Source organism: Streptomyces sp. NPDC093544, assembly GCF_040683495.1.
Lineage (GTDB): Bacteria > Actinomycetota > Actinomycetes > Streptomycetales > Streptomycetaceae > Streptomyces.
Window position 1 is genome coordinate 106,721 of record NZ_JBFBEA010000023.1, and the last position, 21,646, is coordinate 128,366.

Below are 21,646 nucleotides of genomic sequence, written 5' to 3' on the forward strand. Positions count from 1 at the left end.
CCATCCTCGTACCGCCGACCGTCAGTGCGGCGACGTGATCGCCCGTGCCGCCGCGACCTCCTGCCGCAGGGGTTCCAGGACGCTCCCCGACGGTCCGGTGAGGTCGGTGCGGACCTCGAAGAGTACGTCCGTATCGCGCAGCCCCTTGGACAACTCCCGCAATTGCAGGGTGACTTGGCTGACCTCCCCGGACGAAGGCCGGGCGGCCCCGTGCCGGATCCGTACCCCTGCCGCCGTCGTCGAGTCGACGATCCGCTCCACGGCGACGACCAGCGGCATCCAGGCGGCGGCGCGCCTGCCGCTGGGCGGGGGTTCCGTGAGGGCGCGCTGGAACTCCGTACGGATGACGGAGAGATCGCGGTAGAGGCCACGGCGCATCCGGGCGCGGGTGGCGGAGTCGGCGTCGTCGCCGAACGCGTACTCCACATACCCGGCGGTGTCCGCGACCGCGTCCGCGAGCCGGTCGCCGACCCGGGTGTGCCAGCTCTCCGGCCACAGCAGATACCCGGCGACGATGGCGATCGCGCACCCGATGAGGGAGTCGACAAGGCGGGGCGCGAGGAGGGCGATGCCCTCGTGGTTGAGGACGTCGGAGACGACGAGGATCACCGGGGTGACGGCGGCGGTCTGGTAGCCGTACCCACGCGGGGTGAACACCGGGATGAGTGGCGCGAGGACGAACATCACGGCCACGTCCCACCAGCCGACCGGCACGGCGGCGAGGACCCCGGCCGCGACGACGAGCCCGGCGACCGTGCCCAGCGCGCGCAGCAGCGCCCGGGAGAACACGGACCCGAAGTCCGGCTTCATCACGAAGGTGACGGTGAGGGTGACCCAGTACGAGCGTGCCACCGGGACGGTCGAGACCAGTGCCTGCGCGATGCCGATGCACAGGGCCAGGCGCAGTCCGTAGCGCCAGGAGGCGCCGGACAGGACGACGTTGCGGGCGGCGCGGGCGGCGCGCACCTGGAGGGCGGCGGGCCCGCCGAGCCGGTCGTCGATGGTGCGTGCGTCCGGGGCCCGGCCCGTCACCACGTCGGCGGCGTGCCGGAGCGCGTGGTCGACGGCGCGCGCGGTCTCGCTCTCGGGCACGGGGAGGTGGAGCCCTGTCGGGCCGCTGTAGCCGGTCTCCACGGCCTCGGCGAGATGGCGTACGGCGGCGGGGATTTCGGCCGGCAGCCGCTTGCCGTACTGGTGAGCCGCCGGAGCCGCTTCCACGACGGGCGTCACGGCGTTCAACTGGGCCAGCAGGCGCACCAGTTCGGGGCTGCGGCCGTGGTGGAAGGCGCGCCGGGCGAGGATGAGGTCGTACGACTTGTTGAAGGACTCGGTGACGGCGAGGCGGAGGTCGTCGTACTTCGCGGTCCCGCTAGCGGCGAGCAGATCGGCCACCGTCCGGTAACTCGCGGCGACGGCGTCCCGCTCGGGCACCCCCGACCGCAGCGGCCAGGCGAGCAGCGCCAGGGCGAGTACGAGGAGCCCGCCGCCGAACATCAGCAGCGGCGCCAGCCACCACTGGCCCGGCAGCGGAAGCCCTGCGCCCACCACGCAGTCGAGGAGCAGCAGCAGGCCGGACACTGAGGCCACGGCGCCGATCGACGAGATCATCCCGGAGACGAGAGCGACGGTGGTGACGGCGGCGACGGCGATCCAGCCGTGTCCGTACACCAGCGAGCCGATGGTGACGCCGACCGCGCCGAAGGACTGGGGGATGGCGATGCGGAGGATCCGCATGCGGTAGGCGTCGGCGGTGTCGCTGATGACCGCCGTCAGGGAGCCGATCGCGGCGAGGGCGCCGTACGCCGGCTGTCCGACGGCGAGGCCGATGGCGAGCGGCAGGGACATCGCGATCGAGGCGCGGGCGACGGCGGCCCAGGGGATGGGGGCCGGCTTCGGTTGGAGGTTCCTGACCAGCCAGTCGGGAGGGGTGAGGCGGCTGATGGGGAACTGGCGGAACATGCCCTCAGTATGGCGGCCGACTCTGTCTCAGCCCTGTTGGTGGAGGGTGAGATCGACGACGAGTGCGCGGTGGTCGGAGCCGGTGAGGGCGAGGAAGGCGGCCGACTACGCCGCGGTCGACGGGCGTCCGGCCGTGGCCAGTGCCCAGATCACGAAGACCGCGATGGCGATGGAGATGATCGACCAGAAGGGGGCGTAGGGCAGGAACATGAAGTACTCGACCATGGAGAGCGCGGCGAGGCCGATGCCGACGCCGCGGGCCCAGACCTTGCCCTGGAGGATGCCCCAGCCGGTGATGGCCACGAGGACGCCGATGACGAGGTGGATCCAGCCCCAGGTGGTGAGGTTGAACTCGTACACGTAGCTGCCGAGGCGCGTGTAGACGTCGTCGGCGGCGATGCCCGCGATGCCGTTGAGCACGCTCAGGATGCCGCTGACCATCATCAGGACACCGGCGAAGACGATGCCGCCGGTGGCCCAGGTCGAGCCTCCGGCCGAGGCTGTGCCGTGCTTGGGGTCGAAGGGCGGCGCGGCGTGCTGGGTCATGAGGTCTCCTCGGGACGGGCCTGGAGTTCACTCGCAGGCTCGCCCGGGGGGCGAAGGCTCGCATCATGGGTGGGCCGAACGGGTGAGCCGCCGCTTCAGGCGTTTCCGGGTCAGCCGTCCAGCCGTGCGAGGAAGCCCGCCAGTGCCTCGTTGAACTCTTCCGGGCGCTCCAGGTTCGGCATGTGCGCCGTCGAGTCGATCACGTGGAGCGTGGAGTCGGGGAGCAGCGCGTGCATCGCCTCCGCGTCGGAGACCGGGGTGTACTCGTCGTCGGCGCCCACGACGACGAGGGCCGGGACTGTGACCCTGGTCAGCAGCGGCCGGTAGTCGGGGCGTTCCGCGCGGCCGCGCAGGGCCGCCGCCGCGCCCTCGGGGGAGGTCGCGGTCATCATGCGGTGCACATGTGCCGCGACCTCCGCGTCCGCGTACGGCGCGACCATCTTGCGCAGCACCTCGTCGGCGTAGCCGCGCATCCCCTCGCGCAGCAGCCGGTCCGCCATCGCGTTCCGCGTCTTCTTCCCCTCCGGCGTCTCAGCGGCCGGGAAGGTGTCCGCGAGGACCAGACCCCGGATGCGCCCCGGGAACTGTCGGTAGCACTCCATGACGATCTGCCCGCCCATCGACAGCCCGGCGAGGACGAACTCCTCCACCCCCAGGTCGTCAAGGAGCGCCGCGATGTCCTCGGCGAACATCGAGAGCGGGGTGACGCCTGGCACCACGGGGGACGCGCCATAGCCGCGCAGGTCCGGGGCGATCACCCGCCGGGAGGGTGCGAACGCGGTGATCTGTGGGGTCCACATCGTGCGGTCGAAGGGGTGGCCGTGGATCAGGACGAGGGGGAGCGCGGTGGAGCCGGCGTTCCCTTCGTCCGCGTAAGCGAGGTACGAGGGGTCGTGCGGCAGGTCGAGTGTCATGGTCAAAACCCTAGACAGGTCCAACTACCCAGTGCAATAAGGTATTTGGCCTAGTGCAACGTGGGGGAATGCTGGGCCGCCGGCGCGGTCAGGCGCGGACCTGTGTCGTTGTCCCCTCCACCGGAGCCTGCGCGGGCGTCGCCGTGGCCGTCCGCTGCCGGTGCCGGGCGTACGCGCCGGTGAGCAGGGCGCCGGCGGCCACGGTGACGCCGAGGGCGAGGAGCAGCCAGCAGGCGAGGCGGAGCGTGGACGTGAGGGCGTCGTACACCGCGCCCGCGGCCGTGGGGGAGACGCCGGGCGGCAGGTCGGCGAGGGTGAGCCGGCGGCCGACGGCGATCGCGGCGCCGAGCAGCGCGGCGCCCAGCGCGGTGCCGAGCCCGGTCGCGAGCACCGCGCGGCGGCGGCACACCGCGACGAGGATCCCCGCGAGGGTGAGGACGACGGAGGCGGCCGGCAGCCAGAAAGCGGCGACTTCGAGCACGTGGAAACCCTTCCGGAGCTCGACCAGTTCCTCGGCCCCGAGCACCGTGACCTCGGTGTGCTCGACGGGGATACGGTTCGCCAACGGCATGTGGTCGTCGGTGAGCCGGCGCTTCACCCGCTCGGTGACGGTCGCGAGGTCGACGGTCACCGCCCCCTCGCTGTCGTCGCGCAGCGCCCGCATCACCGCGTCGTGCGTGGCCGTGTTCGCCGCCTCCCACGCCGTGACGTACGCCTCCGTCTGCGTGAACGAGCGCACCGCGTCCCGCACGAAGGAGTTCACCGGACCCTGCATCCGCGGCCGTACGTGGACCTCCCGCATGATCCCGTCGGTGACCCCGGCCGCGATCGCGTCCCGTACGTCCGCGTCGGCGGCGAGCGGCGCCATCGTGGCCTCGTAACGGGCCGCGTCGCCGATCCCGTACAGCGCCCAGGCCGAGAGCGCGCCCAGCGGCGTGAGCAGACAGGCGAGGACGATCAGCGCGGCCGACAGGGCGCTGCGGGCACGGTGTGACACCCCACCAGGCAAGGCCTCCGCGGGGCCCCGCGCGAGCGGTTTGGCTGCAAATGGGCGCATACGACAAGCCGTACGGGGGCCAGGGGGCCGTGTACCCGGTCCAACCCCCCGTGCAGGGTTCACCGCGCACCCGCCCGCAGCCCAGTAACCGCACGGCCCGCGCGCTCTCCGGTGGAGCCCTCACCCGAACGGGTGTTACCTGGTTCTGGGGAAAAGGAGGCCGATATGCGCACCAACCCGGCCCTGCGGACCCTTGCTGTGGGCCTGTTCACCGGCGGCGTTCTCACCGTCGCCGTGGCGGGCACCTCGGCGGCGGCCACGCCGGCGCACACCGACTCCGGTGGCGGCGGCTCGGGCAGTCCCATATGGGGCACCGTCGTATCCCCCCGTGACATGAACGTACGGGCGGACCCCACCACGTACTCGTCGGTGGTCGACAGACTCTCGCCGGGCAGCCAGGACCGCGTCCTGTGCGCGGTCCAGGGGCAGAGCGTCTTCGGCGACACGGACTGGTTCTGGCTCGTCGGGGCGCAGGGCTGGGCCAGCGCCACCTACGTGGACATCGGCAGGCAGGGGGTGCCCAGCTGCCAGGACCCGTGCCCCGGCTGGAAGGACGGGGCCTGGGACGACGACAACTGGAAGCACGGCGACAACAGCTGGAACAACGACAACCGGAACAACGACAGCAGCGACCGGTGGAACAACGGTGACTCCAGCTCCAGTTCGTCCGGTTCCTGGAGCTTCAGCGCCTCCGGTTCATGGAGCTGGAGCGTCTCCGGCTCCTCCGCGAGCTCCTGGGACTGGGGTCCCAGGGGGTAGGTGAGTGAGGGAGACACACGAGGCCCCGGCTGCTGCGCCGGGGCCTCGCGTGTCGTATGCCGTACGCCGGGGGTCAGTTCAGCCGGTGACCGTCGGCGTCCTCGTGGGTGTAGTAGTGGTAGAAGAGCGCCGCGAACACGCTCACCGCGACCGCCAGCGACATGATCACGGACCGCAGGATGGTCGCGCCGGTCTGGCTGTAGATGAAGCCGAACGCGATGCCCGCGAACGCCATCCACATCAGCGCGTGCAGTTCGCGGCGCATCAGCGGCGCCATCATGCGGACGCCGGTCCAGGCCGCGGCGAACGCGATCGCGCACACGAAGCCGAACAGCACGTTCCAGCCCGTGATCGCGCCCGTGTGGCGGTTGATGGCCGCCGCCCAGAAGCCGTAGACGAGACCGCCGACGATGGGCGTCGCCCACTTCAGGACGGTCGCGACCCGCGCGCCCAGGAGGTCGGACATGATGCCGGACTCTGTTCCCGATGTACCCGGGCCGGATGTACGTGGTGTCCCTGACGCCGGTGATGCGGGTGCTGCCTGAGCCATGGGAGCACTCCTCTCTCCTCGCCCCTGCCTCCAGGGCACACCTCGCCCGGGTGGCTGGCAAGTCGGGATGCGGGGCTCAGCGCACCGTGTTTCGCTGAGCTTCATGAAGCTCATACTCTTCGGCGCCACCGGGATGATCGGCAGCCGTATCGCCACCGAGGCATCGGCACGCGGACACCAGGTCACCGCCGTGAGCAGATCCGGGCAGTCCCCGGTCCCCGGGGTCACCGCGACGGCGGCGGACGTCTCGGACCGGGCCAGGGTCGCGGAGCTGGCGGCGGGCGCGGACGCGGTGGCCTCGGCATGCGCGCCGCCCCGCGACGGTACGGATCCCCGGGCGCCCTTCCTCGCGCTGAACCAGTCGCTGGTGGAGGGGGTCAGGGCGGCCGGTGTACGGCGGCTCGTGGTCGCCGGGGGCGCGGGCAGCCTGGAGGTCGCGCCCGGTCAGGCACTGGCGGACCAGCCCGGCTTCCCGGAGGCCTACCTCCCCGAGGCCCTCGCCCAGCGCGACGTCCTCACCTATCTCCGCACCCTCGACGACGGCCTCGACTGGACCTACGTGTCCCCCGCCCCCGAGATCGCCCCCGGCGAACGGACGGGCCATTTCCGTATCGGCGGCGACCAGCTGCTCGCCCAGGACCACGACGCGGGCCGGATCAGCGCCGAGGACTACGCGGTAGCCTTCGTCGACGAGCTGGAGAAGGACGCCCATCCGCGGGCCCGGATGTCGGTCGCGTACTGACGGGCACGATGAAGAGGCGGTACGGCGAGGTGGGCAGCCGACGATCCGAAATCGAGCAACAGCCCCCCGCCGGCCGGCCAGACGCGGTCCAGCGGCAGAAAATCCTGCGGCTGCGCGGCCGCAGTGTCGGCTGGGTGCCGCCGCTGCTCCTGCTCATCGGCATCACCGTGGCCGATGCGAACACCTCCGGCGAGTTCCGGATCATCTCCTGGATCGTGCTCGTGCCGGGTATCGCGGCGGCGATCTGCGGGGTGTGGGGCACGGGCGCGTACGCGGTGCTCTCGCTGATCACCTACTTCACCGTCGACACGTCCTGGCCGCACCAGTACCAGACCGGCCTGCCCGACTTCATCCTCGTCGCCGTGGGCGGCATCCTCGCGACACTGGCCTGCGCGGTCCGCGTCCGCGGGGAGCGGCGCATGCTGCACATGCAGGACGTCGCCGAGACCACCCGGCGCACCCTGCTGCGCCCGCTGGCACCGGGCTGGGGCGGTCTGGAGCACGCGGCCGTGTACCTCGCCGCCGACAGCGAGGCCCGCGTCGGCGGCGACTTCTACGACATCCAGCCTGGCCTGTACGGCACCCGCGTGCTCCTAGGCGACGTCCAGGGCAAGGGACTCAAGGCGGTGGAGACGGCGGCCGCGCTCCTCGGTACGTTCCGCGAGTCCGCGTACCACGAGTCCCTCCTGCGTACTGTCGCCGAACGCCTGGAGATCCGCATGCTCCGGCACGCCTACTACTGCGCCGCGCTCGGCTACGACGAGGACGACCGCTTCGCCACGGCGATCCTGGTCGGCTTTCCCAAGGCCGCCTGGGACGGTCCGACGCGACGGGACAGTGCGAGTACGTCGGCTGAGGGTCCGGCTTCGCCTGAGGACGGCCCGGCTTCGTCTGGGGGTCCGGCTTCGGCCGACGGCCTGGCTTCGTCTGGGGGTCCGGCTTCGGCCGAGGGTCCGGCTTCGTCTGGGGGTCCGGCTTCGGCCGAGGGTCCGGCTTCGTCTGGGGGTCCGGCTTCGGCCGACGGCCTGGCTTCGGTCGAGGGTCCGGTTTCTCCCGGCGGCACGGTTTCGCCGGGCTCCCTCGACACCGTCGAGGTCATCAACTTCGGTCACGAACCGCCGCTCGTGATCTCCCCCGACGGGATACGTTCGCTGCCGCCCGGGGACGGACTCCCGCTCGGGCTCAGCGAGTTGACGAGTCATTCGGCGCCGCTGATCGTCGTCCCGCTCGCCTCCGGCGAGACCCTGCTCCTCGTCACGGACGGGGTGACCGAGGCCCGCGACTCCGCCGGGGTCTTCTTCCCGCTCCGCGACAGCGTGGCGCACGCCCTGGCCGAGGATCCGGGCATCGCCGCCCCGCAGCGCCTCGCGGAGTTCGTCCGCGACGCCACCCTGCGGCACTGCGGCGGCCGCCTGGCCGACGACACGACGATCTTCGCCGTACGACGTCAAATGCCGCCCACGAGTGAGGTACAAGCCGCGTCATAGCCGGGCGTTTGCACTCCTGTCTCCCTCCTTTGCAGGCGCAGCGGTTACGGTGCTGGCGTACGTGATCGATGGGGAGGGAAGAGGGAACCTATGCCCGGAACCGTGCTGCTCATCGCGGCCTCGCCGGTGGGCAAGGGGTGTCTCGTGGACGCGGCCTCCGTGCTTCCCGTACTCGCGGCGGTGTCCCCCGCCGTGCTGTCCGGCGCGGACACCGCGAACGTGGTGGAACTCGCCGACCCTCTGGAGCCGCAGGCCGTCCTCACCCGGCTGCGCGCCGCGGCCGCGGCCCCCGGCCCGCTGACGGTGTTCGTGACGGGCCAGCTCCAACTGGACCGCCGCCAGCGCCTCCCCCATCTCGCCCTGGCCCGCACCACTGCGGCGACGGTCCGCTACACCGCCTTCCCCTGGCACTGGATCGCCGAGGAACTCCGGCTGCGCCCGCCGGGCAGCACCACCATCCTGGCCGACCTCCACGCCGACCCGGAGACCTGGCAGCACCTCTCCGCCCGCCCCCTCACCGCGGGGCCGACCGCCGCCCTGTACGGCCGCGTCGCGCCGCCTCCGCCCCGCCGTACGGTGGCGTCACCGACGTACATGAAGGCCGTGGCGACCCTCCTGCGCAGTGGCCACCGGCCGCCGGTGCCGCAGCTCCATCAGCACGCGCTGATGCGCATCGCGGGGGAGGGCGGATACGGGGACATGGTGTTGCAGTGGGATCCGATGGTGCCCGGAGCTGGTGCGGGGGTGGGGTTTTTCGCCCCCTCCGCCGCTGCCCTGCCCGTACCTCTGGGGGCTGCCGCCCCCAGACCCCCGTATCGGCCTGAACGGCCTCGTCCTCAAACGCCGGACGGGCTGACAGCGGACGGGCTGGAAGCTGTCGATCCGCACGCCCTCATCAGCGCCGCCGTGCAGTCCGAGCGGCACGGTGACGCCGACGCGCTGGCCGAGCGGCAGGAACAGGTGGCCGCCCGGATGTACGGGCCCGCCTCCGAGCAACTGCTGCACTGGATGGAAGTCCGTGCGGATCTGGCGATGTTCGCGGGGGACCCGGTCCGTAGCTGCCGGACCTGGCTCGCGGTCGCGAACGCCCGGCTCGGCGCGGGTCAGCCCCCGGACGCGCCCGCCGTCGAGACGGCCGCCGACCGTGCCCACCACCAGTGGGGCAGCATCAGCGACCCGGCACAGGCCCGTGAACTCGGCGCCGCCCTGGCCCACTTGCGCCGCCGAGTCCCCGGCCGCCGCGAGGGCGCGCTGAGCCACGTACAGCAACACCTGAACGAGCTTCAGGCAAGGGAACTCGCCAGCTGAGACGGGTAGTTGGGGTCAGCTCGCCGACAGCCAGGCCAGGGCGCCCGACACCAGTGTCCGTACGCCCGGTGCGACCACCGACAGGTCGGGCGCGAAGAGCGGGCTGTGGTTGCTGGGGACGGCGTCGAACTTCGTCATCAGGTCCTCGCCCGGCGCGTCGTCCCACGTCGCGGCCGGGGTACTCGTCACGAACCAGTAGGCGTACGGCAGTTTGCCCTCCGCGAGCTGCGAGAAGTCCTCGCTGCCCATCGCCGGGCCGGGGTCGAAGACGGTGGCCCCGCCGAACACCTCGCGGTGGACGCCGGCGACACGGTGGTCGGTCTCCGGGTCGTTCACCGTCGCAGGGAAGCTGTTGCCGAGCGTCAGCTCGGGCTCGCGCGGGCAGCCCGCGGCATGGCACTCGCCCTCGGCGATCCGGTGAATGGCCGCGATCATCCGGTCCCGGACGGCGTCCGACTGCGTACGGAGGTCGAGCGAGATACGGGCGGTGGCGGGGATGATGTTCGAGGCCGTGCCCGCCTCGATACGGCCGACGGTCAGTACGGCCGACTCACGCGGCGCGATCTCGCGGCTGACGACGGTCTGGAGCCGCGTCACGATGTACGCGGCGGTCACCACCGGGTCGACGGTCGTCTCGGGACGCGACCCGTGCCCGCCCCGCCCGTGCACCACGATGTCGACGTCGGTCATCGCCGACATGATCAGCCCCGGCACATGGGCGTACAGGCCCGCCGGGCCGGGCGCCACATGCTGGCCGAGCAGGACATCGGGGCGCGGAACGCGGTCGTAGAGCCCGTCCGCGAGCATCGCGGCGGCGCCCTGAGCGGACTCCTCGGCGGGCTGGCCGACCACGATCAGCGTCCCGGACCAGGCGTCACGTCCGGCGGCCAGCGCCGCCGCCGCGCCGGCCAGCCAGGTCACGTGCATGTCGTGCCCGCAGGCGTGCATCACACCGGGCGTCCCGGAGGCGTACGCCAGCCCGGTCTCCTCGCTCACCGGCAGCGCGTCCATGTCCGCGCGCAGCAGCACGGTCGGTCCTTCGCCGTTGCGCAGCAACCCGGCGACTCCGGTACCGCCGACGCCCACGGACGTCTCGTACCCCGCCTCGGCCAGGCGCTCGGTCAGCTTCGCCGCCGTGCGGTGCTCCCGGAAGGCCAGTTCGGGATGGCGATGCAGGTCACGGTAGAAGTCCTCCAGCGCGGGGACCGGGAGGTCGGCGGTGATTTCCAACGCGGCGCGTGCGGCGGCAGAGGTCATGAACGCAGCGTAGACCGGGGAAGCGTGCCTCGGCGGGGCGGAGTTGGCCCTTTTGTGCTGCTTTGCGTCACCCTGGGTCCCGCTTGACGAGACACTCGAACCACACCGTCTTCCCCGCCCGCCCTCCCCGAGCTCATCCACAGCTGTGGACAACGGTGGCCGCGGAGGAAGAGGGCCGGGTCTAACGCGTCACGGCCACGACCGGTGTCGGCTCGGCCGCCCGTGCGGGGCCCGCATTCGCGGCCAGGAGTAGCGCGGCGATGGCGATGACAGCCGCGCCGAAGCCTCTTGAGTAGCGGGTGGTAATACGTCGGAGCATGGCGACCTCGCAACGACAGCGGCGTATTAAGCGGGCTTAATCTGGCGCTTAACGTAGAGGTTGAGACTGTCAAAGAGCAAGGGAAGCAAGGGGAGTTGGAATAATAGTCAAGAGTTGACCGAATGTAAGTCGGCTTACTGGCATGCTTAAGTCATGGCGGAGCGCGACGACCCGGAGATCATCGGGCGCAGGGTCCAACAGCTGCGTATGAAACGCGGGTTGACGCAGAAGCAACTGGCGGAGCCGGTGTATACGCCCGCCTATATCTCCACCCTGGAGGCCGGGCGGGTGCGGGCCTCCGAGCCGGCGCTCAGGCATATCGCCGAGCGCCTCGGGTTGGCGTACGAGGAGCTGGCCACCGGCCGCCCCGCCCACCTCGCCACCGACCTGCGGCTGCGGCTCACCGACGCGCAGCGCACTCTCGCCACCGGCGAGGCCGAGGTCGCGGCGGAGCAGTACGACGGGCTCCTCGCGGAGGCGGACGCGCACGGGCTGGTCGCGGAGCAGGCGGCCGCGCTGCTGGGGCTCGGCGAATGCGCCCTGGAGACAGGGGACCTGGAAACGGCGCGCAGGCGGTTCGAGGAGTCCGAGGGGCGGTTGGGTGACGCCCCGCTGCCGAACCGCGTGCCCGCCATCCGTGGGCGTGCCGTGTCCCATTACCTCGCCGGTGAACTCCGTTACGCCTGCTACCTGTTCGAGTCCACCCTCGACGAGCTGAACCGCACCGGGATGCACGACCCGGACGCCCTGCTGCTCCTCTACACCGGCATCATCGCGCCCTACATGGACATGGGCGCGCACGCCCGAGCCGCCCAGGCCGCGGAGCTCGCCCTCGCGCTGGCACCGCAGGTGGGTGACCCGGCGCTGGTGGCCCGTATGCACAGGTCGGTCGCCCGGACGATGATCGCCGAGGGCCGGATGGCGGAGGCCGACGCCTCCCTCGCCAAGGCCGCCGAGCTGTACCGTCACCTCCAGATCCGTACGGAGCTCGCCAACTGTCACTGGATGCGCGGCTACTTGTACGTCCAGAACGGTGAACTGAAGCGCGCCGAGGGTGAGTTGAGGGAAGCCCGGGCCATGCTCTCCGCCAAGCGTGCCGCCCTCTACACCAGCCAGGTCGCCGTGGAGCTGGCGGACGTGCTGCACCGGCGCGGCAAGTCCGAGGAGGCCGCCGCCCTGCTCCACGAGGTGCTCGGCGACCTCAACTCCGAGCGTGGCGCCGTCCACTCGGCCGGTGCGCACCGGCTCCTCGGGATCATCGCGGAGGATGCCCGGGACACGGAGTCGGCGGAGGAGCACTACGTGCGGGCGCTGAGCCTGCTGGAGCGGGCCGGCGCGGCGGGCGACCTCGCCGACCTCTGCCGCCTCCTCGGCGACCTCCTCCGCCGCACCGGGCGCGTCGAGGCCGCCCTCGACGCGTACCGCACGGGGCTCGGCCACCGCACGGCTCCTGGCACGACGACCCTGGGGCCGGCCCCGGCGCAGCCTCCCTTGTAAGGGTTTGCCCTCTGTTGCAAGGGATTGAAGGGTTTTTCGCCCCCCGGCCCCTACCCGTCCCTCAGACGTACAGAAGTTCTGCCTGCCACTGGTCCTGCGGCTGCAGATGCAGGTTCAGGTAGGCGGCGGCCAGCGTCTCGGGAGCGAAACGCGGGTCGTCGCCACCGATGGAGCCGCTGACCGTCACGCCGGTCACGTGCACGCCGGTGCCCTGCTGCTGCTTGTGGAGAGACTCGACGTATGCCCGTAGCGAGGCCTTGCCCACCGACAGAGACGTGTACGCCGGCGAGGGGTCCAGAGCCAGGCCACCACCCGTGAACAGCAGGCTCCCCCGGCCGTCCCGCAGGAGCGGGAGAACCGTCTGGGCCGCGACGACGGCTCCGGTGACGTTGACCGCGAGGCTGTGCGCGAACTCCCGCGCATCCAGCGCGGTGGGCGTGTCAGCCTTCAACAGAGCCGCGTTGTACACGAGCACCTCCGGCGCACCCAACTCGTCCGCGGCCCGCACGAGCGCGGCCTCCAAACCCTCGGGATCGGCCGCATCCACCGAGTAGGCCCCCGCCGTGCGCCCCTCGTCGCCCAGCCCGGACGCGTACTTGTCCAACCGTGCCGCATCCCGCCCGAACAGCCCCACCGGGTGACCGTCCCTCGCGAACGCCTCCGCAAGTGCCAGGCCGAGGCCGGGGCCAACTCCGACGATAAGCGCGGATCCCTTGGTCATGATCGCTACTCCTGCTCCTGAGCGTTGATGCTGCTATGGGGCGCAACGAAGCGACCAACACCTCGGGGGACGTGCTTGTTCCGCTTCCAGCGCAGGCCGATTCTCAGCCCGTCCGGCGTTTGAGGACGAGCGCGTTCAGCGTGCTGCGGGGTCTGGGGGCGGCAGCCCCGGGAACAAGGGACGGGCAGGGGCGGAGGGGGCGAAACAACCACCTCGGCCCGCCCCCCGGCACAGCCTTCTCTTCGGCGATTGCGGGCCCCCGCACAGCGCCCCCGGTTAGCCTGCGGGGGCGTACGAGCGATACACCCAAGGGCAGGCGGGAACCAGGCGCGTGGAGAACCAGCACTACCCGGCGCGCCGGCGCGGGCTGGCCGACGGGATGCGTCTCGCCGCCCGCACCCTCGTCCACCTGGTCCTCGGCGGCCTCGCGCTCATAGCCATCGGCACCGTCGTCTCGGTGCTCGGCCCGATGGTCGCCCTGGACCTCGCCACCCCCGCGATGTCGGCGTGGTGGACGGTCTTCACCGCCGTCGCCGTGCAGGGCGTCCCCTTCCTGCTGCTCGGCACGCTCGTGTCGGCGGCGATCGGCGCCTTCGTTCCCGAGCGGGTCTTCAGCAAGCTGCTCCCGAGCAATCCGGCGCTGGCCGTACCCGTGGCAGGCGCGGCCGGCGTGATACTCCCGGGCTGCGAGTGCGCCTCGGTCCCCGTCGCGGGGAGCCTGATACGCCGCGGCGTCACCCCGGCCGCCGCCCTCGCGTTCCTGCTGTCCGCGCCCGCGATCAACCCGGTCGTCATGGTCGCCACGTCGATCGCGTTCCCGGCCAACCCGATGATGGTCCTCGCCCGGCTGCTCGCCTCCCTCGCGACGGCCGTCGTGATGGGCTGGCTGTGGGTCCGCTTCGGACGGGAGGAGTGGATCCGGCTGCCGAAGCCGTCCCGTACGAAATCCACCGACTCCCGCTGGGACGGCTTCCGCGTCGGGCTCCAGCACGACTTCCTGCACGCGGGCGGGTTCCTCGTGCTGGGCGCGGCGGCGGCCGCGACCTTCAACATCGTGGTCCCGAGGTCCATCCTCGACCTCTTCACCGGCTCCCCGTGGCTGTCGGTACTGCTGCTCGCCGTACTGGCCGTCGTGCTCTGCGTGTGCAGCGAGGCCGATGCCTTCGTGGCCGCCTCCCTGACGGGGTTCTCGCCGACCGCGCGGCTGGTCTTCATGGTGGTCGGCCCGATGGTGGACCTGAAACTGATCGCGCTCCAGGCGGGAACCTTCGGAAAGTCCTTCGCCGTGCGCTTCTCCTCCGTGACATGGGTGGTGGCTCTGGTGAGCAGTGCCCTGGTCGGGTGGTGGCTGCTGTGAGGCGCTACGGTCCCGCACTGTTGCTGCTGCTCAGCGGGGCGGCGGTACTGAGAATCACCGTCTTCAGCGACCTGTATCTGCGGTACGTGCAGTCAGGTCTGAAGGTGTACCTCATCGCGTCCGGGGTGGTGCTGCTGGCACTGGGCGCGCTGAGTGCCGTACGCGCGACGAGAACGCACGACCACGAGGAACTCGAAGAAGACGACGGTCACGACCACGACCATGACCACCACCGCACCCCCCGAATAGCCTGGCTCCTCGCGGTCCCCGCGGCTGCCCTCCTCCTCTTCCCGCCTCCCGCCCTCGGCTCGTACAGCGCCGACCGCGAGGCCGAGCAGCGCGCCGCCCAGGGTGTCGGGACGTTCCCGGCCCTTCCCTCCGGGGATCTCGTGGACCTGACCCTGGGCGAGTTCACCTCGCGGGCGATCTACGACAGCGGGAAGTCGCTGACGGGTCGCACGGTCCGGATGACCGGCTTCGTCACCCGGGGTGACAACGGGACCTGGTATCTGGCCCGGCTCCTCATCACGTGCTGCGCGGCCGACGCGAGCACGTACAAGGTCGAGATCACGGGCGCCGACGCCCCCGTGAACGACACCTGGGTCACCGTCACCGGCACCTGGCACCCCAAGGGCAAGCTCGGCTCGGACGAGGCGTGGCCGCCCGTACTGGACTCGACGTCGGTGAAGAAGGTGAAGGAGCCGGCGAACCCGTACGAGCGCCGTTGATCGCGCCCCGCGGGTTACGGCGTCACGACGGGGAACGCCTTGTCCGGCTGCGCGGCGTACGAGAAGAGGCGGGCCAGGAGTGCCGGGTCCCCGTCCGTCTCGATGCCGGTGAGGCCCTTGCCCGCGAAGACGCCGAGCAGCCGCGCCTTGGTGAGGGTGAGAGTGAGGCCCGCGTGCGGCTTCGGGGTGTGGTGGACGGGCATCGCGCGGTGGGTGAGGGCGCCGTTGTGGAGGTTCACGCGGTGGCGGCGCTGCTCGTCGGTGACGACGAGGTCGAGGGTGAGGTGGTCGTCCCAGGCGCGCGGGCCGTCGATCCGTACCGCGAGGGAGTCGAGCAGCATGCTCACCGGGAGGGCGGACGCCATCTCGGCGTTGGCGGTGTCGATGCCGATCCTGCCCGCTCCCTTGCGCAGCTCCAGGGCGGCCGTCAGGTAGTAGTTGCGCCAGGTCGCGTTCTCCGAACCCTGCCCGAGCCTGTCGTAGACGTCCGCGAGGGTCTCCTTGGCCTCCGTGTTCGCGGGTTCGGCGAAGACCACGTGATTGAGGAGGGTGGCGGCGAAACGGAGATCGCCTTCGTCGACGTACGCACGGGCCTTGGCGAGCGCCCACTCCGGGCCACCCGCCAGGTCCACGTACCGGCGCGCCAGTTCGACCGGCGGATGCTCCCAGAGGTGGGCGGGGTTGCCGTCGTACCAGCCCATGTACCGCTGGTAGATCGCCTTGACGTTGTGACTCAGGGAGCCGTAGTAGCCGCGCGCGTGCCAGGACTTCTCCAGGGCGGGCGGCAGTCGCATCTCCTCGGCGATCTCGGGTCCCGTCAGGCCGCTGTTGAGCATGCGCAGCGTCTGGTCGTGCAGGTACGCGTACAGGTCGCGCTGCTCGGCGAGGAAGCGGATGACGTTGTCGCGTCCCCAGGTCGGCCAGTGGTGGGAGGCGAAGGCGACGTCGTAGGACCCGTCGAAGAAGTCGATCGCCTCGTCGAGATAGCGGGCCCAGACGCGCGCGTCGCGGACGACGGCGCCGCGCAGGGTCAGGATGTTGTGCATGTTGTGGGTCGCGTTCTCGGCCAGGCAGAGCGCGCGGCGCTCGGGGAAGAGGAAGTTCATCTCGGCCGGCGCCTCGGTGCCGGGGGTGAGCTGGAAGACGATCCGGACGCCGTCGACCGTCTCCTCCTGGCCGGTGTGCGTGATGTCCACGGTCGGCGCGATGAGGGTGATGGTGCCGGTGGACGTCGTCGTGCCGAGGCCCGCGCTGAGCTGTCCGTCGGGGGCCTTGGGCAGCCGGTCGCCGTACATGAAGCTCGCGCGGCGGACCATGGCGTTGCCCGCGTAGACGTTCTCGCTGACGGCGTGTTCCAGAAAGCCCGCCGGGGCGAGAATCGGCACACCCTCCTCGGTGCCGTGCGGCAGCACCCCGCGGGCGCCGCCGAAGTGGTCGCCGTGCGAGTGGGTGTAGATGAGGCCGGTGACGGGCCGCTGTCCGCGGTGCTCGCGGTACAGCGTGAGGGCGGCCACCGCGCACTCGGCGGAGATCAACGGGTCGATGACGATCACGCCCCGCTCGCCCTCGACGAGCGTCATGTTCGAGAGGTCGAGCCCCCGCACCTGGTACACACCCTCGGTGACCTCGTACAACCCCTGCCGCGCACAGAGCTGCGACTGCCGCCACAGGCTGGGATGCGCACTGCCAGGACAGTCACCCTCCAAAAACCCGTACGCGTCCCCGTCATAGACGACCCGCCCCTCCCCGTCCCTGACCACCCCCGGCACCAACGCCGCGATGAACCCCCGATCAGCGTTGTCGAAGTCGGTCAGATCCTCGAAGGGGAGCTCTTCGTGCGCCAGGGCATCCATGGGGCCAGCCTGTGCGGCGGACGGGTGGGGAGCTAGCGGGGTGGGCCGTTCGAGGCGGGGGCAGGCGCCGACTCATCGACGCGGGCACACGAACGTAGTCGTCCACCTCCACCGCCGCTCACCGCGGGTTCCGCACGCTGCGGAGGCGGCTGTCGCGGGGTGAGGTGGACGGGGTGGAGGTGGACAGGTGACGGACCGGTCACGGGGTGTGAGTCAGAGCCGGTCCATACGGGTGTAGGGGCTGAGGACGCGGACCTGGCGGGCGCCGAAGTCGACGAGCATCGCGATGCCCTCTTCGACGCCGACGATCGTGCCCAGGCCGTACTGGTCGTGGGAGACGCGGTCTCCGAGGCTGAACTCCTTGGCCACGGGGACGACCGGGGCGGCGAAGGGGCTGGTGGGCAGGTGGCGCCGGGGCGCGGATGGCTTCGTCATCGTAGAACCAGTATGGGCCCTATTTTTGCCTGCGGTAGAGCTTGAAGGTCTCGATCCCGGCTCTGGACGGAGTCGATCTCGGGTCCGGATCGGTTCCCGCGCTCAACCGTTCGGGTGGGCATCGGCGGTCGGCCTGGTCCGCGGGACGGTCCGCCGGGTCGACCCTTCGGGGATGCAAGAGTCGACGCGCCAGTGGACGAGACTGAGGTCACGGCGGCATCTCGTGTGCGCCGTCGTGCGCTGTACGTCACTCCGCCTTCTCCCGCTGCTGGGATGTGGGCGCCGGGGATGGCGTGGCCGCTTCCCGGCCCTCCGGCGCCAGCCGGTTCCGTACGTCCGCGTTGACGCGGAGGGACAGCTCGGAGCTGCCGGAGGGGAGCTGGGCCGTGCGGGCCGGGGTTTTGCCTTCGGCGGGGTGCTGGGCGAAGAGGGCGACGGTGACGGCGAGCCGGTCGTCGTACGTGGTCTGCCAGAGGGTGCGGGTTCCGGCGCCGCCGGTGTGCGCGGCCACCGCGCCGACGGGGCCGATGGTCTCGCTGTACAGGCGTTTGGCGATCAACTCACCGGCGAAGGGCTCCATCGCGCCGCGGGTGCGGGGGTCGGCCTTGTACACGGTGTGCCCGGCCCGGGTGATCTTCCCGACCGTGTAGGGCTCGGCGTACGTACCGTCGGCCGCCGCCGTGGCCCATGCCGACGCCAGCTCCAGCGGGGTGGGCGCGGCGTTGCGCGGCAGGCCCGTCAGCGGAGCGCCGAGCTTCGTCTCGGCGAAAGGATCGAGCGCCGTGCCCGCCTCCACGGCTCCGTTCAGCGCGTCGTTGAAGGGCTGCCTGGCGTAGTCCGCGCCGCCGTACAGCACCCGGACCGCGCCGTCGCCGGGCACCAACGCGACGACAGAGGTGTGGAGTTGGAGATCCTTGTCCGAGAGCTTGGCGTCTTCCACCAGCTCCGCCGCCGAGTTCTGGGCCGTGAGGTCGAAGGTGGTGTGGACGGTGTAGCCGCCGCGGGCCAGCTCGTCCTGGGTGATGCCGAGGCGGTCGGCGGCCTCCGCCGCGGCCGCGTCGATCAGGTACTGGCGCTGCCCGTCCGTGTCACCGGGCGGATAGAAACGGAAGGCGGGGAAGCGGGCCGCGCTCCGCTCGGCGGTCGTGATGGCGCCGCTGTCGGCCATCGCGTCCAGCACCCACTCCCACCGGTCCACCAGCGTGTCCGTCACCTCCGGGTCGGAGCCCGCCTTCTCGTAGTACGAGGGGATGTTGACGATGCCCGCGAGTGCAGCGCCCTGACTGACCGTCAAGTCCTTTGCGTCCACGCCGAAGTAGTTCCGGGCGGCGGCCTGGATGCCTGCCGCTCCCCGACCGAAGTAGACCGTGTTGAGGTAGCCCTCAAGGATCTCGTCCTTCGACCGGGTGCGGTCCAGCTTGACCGCGATCAGCGCCTCCCGCACCTTGCGGGACAACGTCTGCTCGGGGCTCAGCAGCGCGTTCTTCACATACTGCTGCGTGATCGTCGAACCGCCCTGCGGGGCTCCCCCGGTCACCGCGGCGAGCGCCGCCCGCGCGATCGCGGTCGGGGCGACCCCCGTATCCGTACGGAAGGACCGGTTCTCGGCGGCGATCACCGCTTCCTGTACATGGCGCGGGACCTGGGAGAGCGGCACCTCCTGCCGGTCCACCGGACCGCGTCTGCCCAGGTAGTCGCCGTGCGAGTCGACGAACACCGTGCTCTGCATCGCCGTCTCGGGGTGCGGCTCGGGGATGTCCGTCATCTTGTACGCCACCACGGCAGCGCCGGTGAGGGAGAGGAGGAGGACGAAGAGTACGGCGAGGGCGCGGCGCAGCCGGCGGCCACGGGTGCGGCGTACGCGCGTACGGCGGGCGCGGACACGGCGTAGGAGACCGGCGCGGACACGGCCTACGAGACCGGCGCGCCGGGCGCGAACGGCAGCCGCACCGCTCCGTACAGCCGTGCGGGCGCCGCTCAGGAAGATCCTCACGTGGCGGACTCCTGGCTCGCGATCACTCCGCCCGCCGAGTCGTACACCGTGACTCTCTCGGTGACACCGCTCGGCGAATCCGAGGGCGGTGTCTGGGACTCCGGCACCTTCACCTCCGCGTACCAGACGCCCCAGCCGGGCTCGCCCGCCAGCGTGAGCGCCGTGCCGTCGAGGTCGCCCGTGACGGTCTCCACCTCGACGCGGGCCGGTTCGCCCGGGCCGTGGAAGATGCCGGAGAGGAAGGAGACGCCGTCGTGCGCCGACTCCTGGACACTGACGCCGGGAGCGCTCAGGTCGAGATTGCCGTCGCTCACGCTGCGGAACAGGGTCGGCTGGTCCGGCTCCGACCAGTGCTTGCCGTCCTCCGTCAGCCAGATCTCGATGCCGGGCGAGACCTCCACCCGCTCGCCGGGCGTCACGATCCGCACCTTCCCGGCGTACGCCATGGAAAGGGAAGGGGAGGGCGTCGGACCGGCGCTCGCGGCCGGCGGCGTGACCCGCTCGCTCTCGCCCTGTCCCAAGGACAAGTCCGTACGGAGCGCCACCACGGCCAGCGGCAGCAGCAGCACCCCGCAGGCGGCCCCCAGCACCGCGGCCGTACGGCGCCGCCTGCGCCGACGGCCCGCGCGCTCGATGGCGGCGATCGGCACCACGGAGGGCGTGACGTCGAGGGCGGCCTCGGCGAAGGCCTCGCGAAGCCCCTCGGGCTCCATGACAGGACTCTGCGGACTACGCGGATTACGCCGATTACGCGGACTCTGCGGACGGGAGGGGTGGTTCATGGGCGGGCTCCGGAAACGGGGTGTCGGCCAGCGAACAAGGGGTGGGCGCGGAGGGCCTCCAGGCCGCGCCGGGCATGGGTCTTGACCGTGCCGACCGAGCAGCCGAGCAACTGGGCGATCTCGGCCTCGCCCAGGTCCTCCCAGTAGCGCAGCACCAGCACGGCACGCTGCCGCGCCGACAGCGAGCCCAGCGCCTGGCTGAGCGCCGCCCGCTGCTCGACGGCCTCGGCGTGCCCCGGCACGCGCTGGTGCATCCGCTCGGGCAGGAACGGCGTCAGCAGATGGACGACCCGTCTTCTGCGCACCCGGCTGAGGTTGTTGTTGACCAGCGAGCGGCGTACGTAGAAGTCGACGTCGTCGCGCGGGATGCGCCGCCAGCGGGCGTACACCTTGGCCAGCGTGGTCTGGACGAGATCCTCGGCCTCGTGGAAGTCGCCGGTGAGCATGTGCGCGGTGCGGACGAGGCGGGGCCAGGCAGCGGCGGCGTACCTGGCGAAATCGTCACCGGAGGAAGGGACTTCGGTGGCATCGAGGACTTCGGGGGCGTCGGTGGAGTTGTGCTGCACGGCCGGCGGTGTCCCTCGGAATCGGGTGCGTGGGGGGAGGGGGCGGTGCGGGGGAGTCGAGACCTGAACAACCCGACTCCCCCGCCCGCGGGCTCAGTTCAGCTTCAGCTGGGAGTAGACCCTGCCTCTGGTGTCGTAGACGGTGACGGACTGGAAGGCGTCGAAGCCGCCGTCATCGCTCACCGGTACGTCGGCGGTGGCGTACCAGACGCCCCAGCCGGGCCTGCCCGCCAGCTCCAGCAGCTTGCCGTGCACGGTCCCGACCGAGGTCTTGACGGCGACCCGTGAGGCGGTGCCCTTGCCGCCGTAGTAGAGGCCGGAGAGGACGTAGTGCCCCTGATTGCCCTCTGCCTGAACCGACACTCCCGGCCGGCTGAGGTCGATGTTCCCGTCGACCACACTGCGGAACTGCGGCTCGGGATTCTCGGGCGTCGTCCAGTACTTGCCCTCCTCGGTGAGCCAGAGCCCGAAGCCGGCGACACCGCCCGTGACGTGTTCGCCGGGGGCGACGATCCGGGCCGAGGGCGCATGGGTACCGGTGGTGTCGTACGCCGCCCTCCCCGGCGCGGCGGCGTACGACACCGTGGGCACCCCCACCAGCGCGGCGGCGACCGCCGCGACGGCCACGTACTTCTGTATCCGTTGTATCCGTGTCATGGACGGACAACTCCTCGTGTTGCGCGGACCCTTGAGGATCCGGATGACTGAGACGAGTTACTGCTGGATGAGTACTGCGGGATGAGTACTGCTGTGGGACGGAGGGCGCCTCTCCACTCCTTCAAACTCCCGGCGGCCACAGCCGGGATGACACAGGCG

General features: G+C 71.3%; 21 protein-coding genes. 7 read left to right on the forward strand and 14 right to left on the reverse strand.

All coding sequences use genetic code 11. The features are described 5' to 3' along the window. Positions 1–21 precede the first annotated feature (21 nt). From AB0N66_RS31350 to AB0N66_RS31365, 4 genes are all read right to left on the reverse strand, one after another. Positions 22–1,959 carry an FUSC family protein gene (locus tag AB0N66_RS31350; RefSeq protein ID WP_365441348.1) on the reverse strand — a complete coding sequence of 646 codons (1,938 nt, stop codon included), beginning with the start codon at positions 1,957–1,959 and terminating at the stop codon, positions 22–24. Between the two features lie 105 nt (positions 1,960–2,064). Next, entirely contained in the window at positions 2,065–2,505 is a 441-nt protein-coding gene (locus AB0N66_RS31355; RefSeq protein WP_365441350.1) for a hypothetical protein, read from the reverse strand. A gap of 110 nt (positions 2,506–2,615) precedes the next feature. Beyond that, positions 2,616–3,419, reverse strand: a complete 804-nt coding sequence (locus AB0N66_RS31360; RefSeq protein ID WP_365441351.1) for an alpha/beta hydrolase — start codon at positions 3,417–3,419, stop codon at positions 2,616–2,618. 88 nt (positions 3,420–3,507) lie between these two features. Further along, positions 3,508–4,416 (reverse strand): hypothetical protein, encoded by a 909-nt coding sequence (locus AB0N66_RS31365; RefSeq protein ID WP_365441353.1) that lies wholly within the window; start codon positions 4,414–4,416, stop codon positions 3,508–3,510. A gap of 225 nt (positions 4,417–4,641) precedes the next feature. On the opposite strand from AB0N66_RS31365, the gene AB0N66_RS31370 reads away from it, so the two are divergent. Next, positions 4,642–5,235, forward strand: coding sequence for an SH3 domain-containing protein (locus AB0N66_RS31370; protein WP_365441355.1), 594 nt, complete (start codon positions 4,642–4,644; stop codon positions 5,233–5,235). 73 nt (positions 5,236–5,308) lie between these two features. On the opposite strand, the gene AB0N66_RS31375 is transcribed toward AB0N66_RS31370, so the two are convergent. Beyond that, positions 5,309–5,701 (reverse strand): hypothetical protein, encoded by a 393-nt coding sequence (locus tag AB0N66_RS31375; protein WP_365441357.1) that lies wholly within the window; start codon positions 5,699–5,701, stop codon positions 5,309–5,311. 187 nt (positions 5,702–5,888) lie between these two features. Between AB0N66_RS31375 and AB0N66_RS31380 the strand changes: the two genes are divergently transcribed. From AB0N66_RS31380 to AB0N66_RS31390, 3 genes are all read left to right on the forward strand, one after another. Next, complete coding sequence (locus tag AB0N66_RS31380; RefSeq protein WP_365441359.1) at positions 5,889–6,527, forward strand: NAD(P)H-binding protein; 639 nt, start codon at positions 5,889–5,891, stop codon at positions 6,525–6,527. A gap of 8 nt (positions 6,528–6,535) precedes the next feature. Continuing rightward, complete coding sequence (locus AB0N66_RS31385) at positions 6,536–8,014, forward strand: SpoIIE family protein phosphatase (RefSeq protein ID WP_365441361.1); 1,479 nt, start codon at positions 6,536–6,538, stop codon at positions 8,012–8,014. 90 nt (positions 8,015–8,104) lie between these two features. Beyond that, a complete protein-coding gene (locus tag AB0N66_RS31390) occupies positions 8,105–9,322 on the forward strand; it encodes a hypothetical protein (RefSeq protein WP_365441363.1) in 1,218 nt (405 codons plus the stop codon). A 15-nt stretch (positions 9,323–9,337) separates the two neighbouring features. Here the strand turns inward: AB0N66_RS31390 and AB0N66_RS31395 are convergent, their stop codons facing one another. Further along, positions 9,338–10,579, reverse strand: a complete 1,242-nt coding sequence (locus AB0N66_RS31395; protein WP_365441364.1) for an amidohydrolase — start codon at positions 10,577–10,579, stop codon at positions 9,338–9,340. Between the two features lie 181 nt (positions 10,580–10,760). Next, a complete protein-coding gene (locus AB0N66_RS31400; RefSeq protein ID WP_365441366.1) occupies positions 10,761–10,898 on the reverse strand; it encodes a hypothetical protein in 138 nt (45 codons plus the stop codon). Between the two features lie 153 nt (positions 10,899–11,051). Between AB0N66_RS31400 and AB0N66_RS31405 the strand changes: the two genes are divergently transcribed. Beyond that, positions 11,052–12,395 carry a helix-turn-helix transcriptional regulator gene (locus AB0N66_RS31405; RefSeq protein ID WP_365441368.1) on the forward strand — a complete coding sequence of 448 codons (1,344 nt, stop codon included), beginning with the start codon at positions 11,052–11,054 and terminating at the stop codon, positions 12,393–12,395. A gap of 61 nt (positions 12,396–12,456) precedes the next feature. On the opposite strand, the gene AB0N66_RS31410 is transcribed toward AB0N66_RS31405, so the two are convergent. Next, the gene (locus AB0N66_RS31410; RefSeq protein ID WP_365441370.1) at positions 12,457–13,116 is read right to left on the reverse strand and encodes an SDR family NAD(P)-dependent oxidoreductase; all 660 of its coding nucleotides are present in this window, start codon (positions 13,114–13,116) and stop codon (positions 12,457–12,459) included. A 379-nt stretch (positions 13,117–13,495) separates the two neighbouring features. Between AB0N66_RS31410 and AB0N66_RS31415 the strand changes: the two genes are divergently transcribed. Beyond that, positions 13,496–14,473: a permease gene (locus tag AB0N66_RS31415; RefSeq protein ID WP_365441408.1), complete on the forward strand. Its 978-nt coding sequence runs from the start codon at positions 13,496–13,498 to the stop codon at positions 14,471–14,473. Further along, the gene (locus tag AB0N66_RS31420; RefSeq protein ID WP_365441372.1) at positions 14,470–15,201 is read left to right on the forward strand and encodes a TIGR03943 family protein; all 732 of its coding nucleotides are present in this window, start codon (positions 14,470–14,472) and stop codon (positions 15,199–15,201) included. Before AB0N66_RS31415 ends, AB0N66_RS31420 begins: the two co-directional genes overlap by 4 nt. 14 nt (positions 15,202–15,215) lie before the next feature. Here AB0N66_RS31420 and AB0N66_RS31425 read toward each other — a convergent pair whose 3' ends face one another. The 6 genes from AB0N66_RS31425 to AB0N66_RS31450 all read right to left on the reverse strand — a co-directional run bounded on the left by AB0N66_RS31425 (position 15,216) and on the right by AB0N66_RS31450 (position 21,487). Then, the gene (locus AB0N66_RS31425; protein WP_365441374.1) at positions 15,216–17,054 is read right to left on the reverse strand and encodes an alkyl sulfatase dimerization domain-containing protein; all 1,839 of its coding nucleotides are present in this window, start codon (positions 17,052–17,054) and stop codon (positions 15,216–15,218) included. Between the two features lie 213 nt (positions 17,055–17,267). After that, complete coding sequence (locus AB0N66_RS31430; protein ID WP_081218430.1) at positions 17,268–17,489, reverse strand: hypothetical protein; 222 nt, start codon at positions 17,487–17,489, stop codon at positions 17,268–17,270. A 247-nt stretch (positions 17,490–17,736) separates the two neighbouring features. Beyond that, entirely contained in the window at positions 17,737–19,482 is a 1,746-nt protein-coding gene (locus AB0N66_RS31435) for a transglycosylase domain-containing protein (protein WP_365441376.1), read from the reverse strand. After that, positions 19,479–20,195 carry a hypothetical protein gene (locus AB0N66_RS31440; protein ID WP_365441378.1) on the reverse strand — a complete coding sequence of 239 codons (717 nt, stop codon included), beginning with the start codon at positions 20,193–20,195 and terminating at the stop codon, positions 19,479–19,481. Before AB0N66_RS31440 ends, AB0N66_RS31435 begins: the two co-directional genes overlap by 4 nt. Positions 20,196–20,260: 65 nt before the next feature. Further along, positions 20,261–20,830: a SigE family RNA polymerase sigma factor gene (locus AB0N66_RS31445; protein WP_365441380.1), complete on the reverse strand. Its 570-nt coding sequence runs from the start codon at positions 20,828–20,830 to the stop codon at positions 20,261–20,263. A 93-nt stretch (positions 20,831–20,923) separates the two neighbouring features. Beyond that, the gene (locus AB0N66_RS31450) at positions 20,924–21,487 is read right to left on the reverse strand and encodes a hypothetical protein (protein ID WP_365441382.1); all 564 of its coding nucleotides are present in this window, start codon (positions 21,485–21,487) and stop codon (positions 20,924–20,926) included. Between the last annotated feature and the right edge of the window lie 159 nt (positions 21,488–21,646).